The sequence below is a fragment of the Streptomyces sp. NPDC054863 genome, from assembly GCF_053610825.1.
In genome coordinates this window covers 1-3,002 of sequence record NZ_JBSGZD010000496.1, presented here as the reverse complement: position 1 = coordinate 3,002, position 3,002 = coordinate 1, and the positions used below count along the sequence as shown (strand labels likewise).

Annotated in this window: 4 protein-coding genes; all 4 read left to right on the top strand. The window is 71.0% G+C overall.

Annotated features, from left to right (window positions below):
• Positions 1-143 precede the first annotated feature (143 nt).
• Positions 144-551, top strand: a complete 408-nt coding sequence (locus ACWGIG_RS38195; protein ID WP_453326326.1) for a roadblock/LC7 domain-containing protein — start codon at positions 144-146, stop codon at positions 549-551.
• Entirely contained in the window at positions 548-943 is a 396-nt protein-coding gene (locus tag ACWGIG_RS38190; protein WP_453326325.1) for a DUF742 domain-containing protein, read from the top strand. Before ACWGIG_RS38195 ends, ACWGIG_RS38190 begins: the two co-directional genes overlap by 4 nt.
• Complete coding sequence (locus ACWGIG_RS38185) at positions 924-1,553, top strand: GTP-binding protein (RefSeq protein ID WP_453326324.1); 630 nt, start codon at positions 924-926, stop codon at positions 1,551-1,553. The genes ACWGIG_RS38190 and ACWGIG_RS38185 overlap by 20 nt, the downstream gene beginning before the upstream one ends.
• 44 nt (positions 1,554-1,597) lie before the next feature.
• Positions 1,598-3,002 (top strand): cytochrome P450 (locus tag ACWGIG_RS38180; RefSeq protein WP_453326323.1); only part of this gene is annotated, 1,405 nt, incomplete at its 3' end.

Genomic DNA, 3,002 nt, shown 5'->3' with positions numbered 1-3,002 from the left:
GAACCCGAGCCGGGCATCTGGCTCGAAGCATTCACCAAGGCGGCCAACGGAGTGCCGCTGGATCCGCCGGCCGAGGCGGACGGCCCGCCCTCGCGACAGGCCGGCCACACAGGCGACGACATGTGGGACAAAGGAGAACTGAAGTGATCCAGCAGCGGGCCAATTTGGACTGGATTCTCAAGGACCTGGCCACCGGAGTGCCGCAGATCTACCAGATCGTGGTCCTCTCGGCGGACGGCCTGCGGATCGCCCGGCACGGCGGCGACCCCGACGTCGCCGACCGGCTGGCGGCGGCCTGCGCCGGACTGCAGAGCCTGGCCTCGGCGGTCGCCGCCGAAATCCCGGACAGCGACGGGCGGATGCGACTGGTCGTCATCGAGGTCGACGGCGGGTTCTTCTACCTGATGGCGGCGGGCGCGGGCGCGTACCTCGCGGTGCTCGCCGACGAGACGGTGGACGCGGGCCTGGTGGGTGCCCGGATGCGCGACCTGGTCGTACGGATCGGAGCCCACCTGACCAGCCCGCCCCGTCACGAGGGGCACAGCGGATGAAACACCCCCGCCGCGAACGCCGGGAGAAGCTGCCCGCTCCCTCCCCCGACAGCGAGTCGGCGAAGCGGGATCCGGAACGGCTGTACGTGATCACCGGCGGCCCCGACGGCGGGGAACGAGCCGCGCTCGACCTGGTCACCATGGTCGTCGCCTGTTCCATCCCGTCCCCCACGGTGCAGCCCGAGCAGGCCGCGATTCTGCGACTGTGCCGGGCGCCGCTGTCGGTGGCGGAGATCTCCGCGTACCTGCGCCTCCCGTTCAGCGTGGTCACCTCGCTGCTGACCGACCTGCTCGCCACCGAGCTGGTCGAATCGCGCGCGCCCATCGTCCGCGCCGTCCTCCCCGACCGGTCCCTTCTCGAAGCGGTGATGCATGGACTTCAACGGCTCTGACTTCAACGGGTCCGCCACCATCACGGGCCCCCGGACCGAGGACGTACTCCCGAGCACGGCCACCGCCGCGGTCAAGGTGGTGATCGTCGGCGGCTTCGGCGTCGGGAAGACCACCATGGTCGGCTCGGTCTCCGAGATCCGCCCGCTGACCACCGAAGAGACCATGACCCAGGCCAGCATCGGCGTGGACGACAACTCGCGGATCGAAGGCAAGACCGCCACGACCGTCGCCATGGACTTCGGCCGGATCAGCATCAGCGAGCAGCTGATCCTCTACCTGTTCGGCACGCCGGGCCAGGAGCGCTTCTGGTTCCTGTGGAACGGCCTGTTCGAGGGTGCACTCGGCGCGGTCGTCCTCGTGGACACCCGCCGGCTGGAGGTCAGCTTCGACGTGATCGGGCGCCTGGAGGAGCGCGGGGTGCCCTTCGTGGTCGCCGTGAACACCTTCCCGGACGCCCCGACCCACCCGATGGAGGCCCTGCGGCACGCGCTGGACCTGCCCGACGAGGTGCCGATGGTGCACTGCGACGCCCGGCTGCGGGCGTCCAGCCGCGACGTGCTGATGACACTCATGCACTATCTGCACTCGCTCGCCCTCCAGCGGTCCTGAGCCGTCCCACACCCCCGACTTCCCCTTTCCCTCCAGGAGTTGCCGTGACTTCCCCCTTCGACCCCTCCCCCGCCCCGCCCCCCGAATGCCCCGCCCACGCCGTGGGCGCCGGCTTCGGGGCCCGGGAGAGCGCCGAGATCGGCGAGACGGGCCCCGGCGGACTGCGCCGGCTGTACGGGCCCGCGCACGAGAAGGACCCGATGGGTCTGTACGAGAAGCTGCGTGCCGAACACGGTCCCGTCGCCCCCGTGCTGATCAACGGGGACGTCCCCGCCTGGCTGGTGCTCGGCCACAGCGAGAACCTGCACATGACGCGCACGCCGTCGCTGTACTCCCGGGACTCGCGGCGCTGGCGGCTGTTGCAGGACGGCACGGTCACCATGACCAACCCCCTCGCGCCGATCTTCGCGTACCAGCCGGTGTGCGTCTTCGCGGACGGCGCCGAGCACGAGCGGCAGCGCGGCGCGGTCACCGACTCCATCGCCCGCATCGACCACCGGGGCGTGCGCCGCTTCATCAACCGGTTCAGTAACCGGCTGGTCAACGACTTCTGCCAGGCAGGCCGCGCCGACCTGGTCAGCAGGTTCGCCGAGCACCTCCCGATGATGGTGATGTGCCAGATCCTCGGCATGCCCGAGGAGTACGACGAGCGCCTGGTGCAGGCCGCCCGCGACATGATCAAGGGCACCGAGACCGCGATCGCCAGCAACGAGTACGTGATGGCGGCGCTGACCCGCCTCGTGGTGCGGCGCCGGGCCGAGCCCGAGGAGGACTTCTCGTCCTGGCTCGTGCACCACCCGGCCGGGCTCTCCGACGACGAGGCCGCGCAGCACCTGCGGCTGGTGCTGATCGCCGCCTACGAGACGACGGCCAACCTGATCGCCAATGTGCTGCGCATGGTCCTCACCGATCCGCGGTTCCGCGCCCAGCTCAGCGGCGGGCACATGACGCTGCCGGAGGCGGTCGAGCAGACGCTGTGGGACGAGCCGCCGTTCACCACCATCCTCGGCCGGTGGGCCGCCGGGGACTCCGAGCTCGGCGGCCAGAAGATCAAGGCGGGCGACGCCCTGATCATCGGCATGGCCGCCGCCAACGTGGACCCGGTGGTACGCCCCGACCCGTCGGCCTCGATGCAGGGCAACCGCGCCCACCTCGCGTTCAGCGGCGGGCCGCACGAGTGCCCCGGCCAGGACATCGGGCGCGCCATCGCCGACACCGGGGTCGACGCGCTGCTGATGCGTCTGCCGGACATTCAACTCGCCGTCGAGGAGAGCGAGTTGCGCTGGCGCAGCGCTCTGATGTCCCGTCATCTGATCGAGCTTCCGGTGTCGTTCGCCCCCCGTCCGCCGCAGGAGATCACCAGTCCCGCGACGCCGACGCCACGCAGTGCGCCGCGCCAGGAGTGGCAGGTCGGCTCGCACGGCCCGGCGGTGCCCGCTCCCGCTTCGG

Excerpts from the sequence above, each read along its gene's own strand:
- ACWGIG_RS38190 (WP_453326325.1), top strand. The coding sequence starts at position 548 with ATGAAACACCCCCGCCGCGAACGCCGGGAGAAGCTGCCCGCTCCCTCC.
- ACWGIG_RS38185 (WP_453326324.1), top strand. The coding sequence starts at position 924 with ATGGACTTCAACGGCTCTGACTTCAACGGGTCCGCCACCATCACGGGC.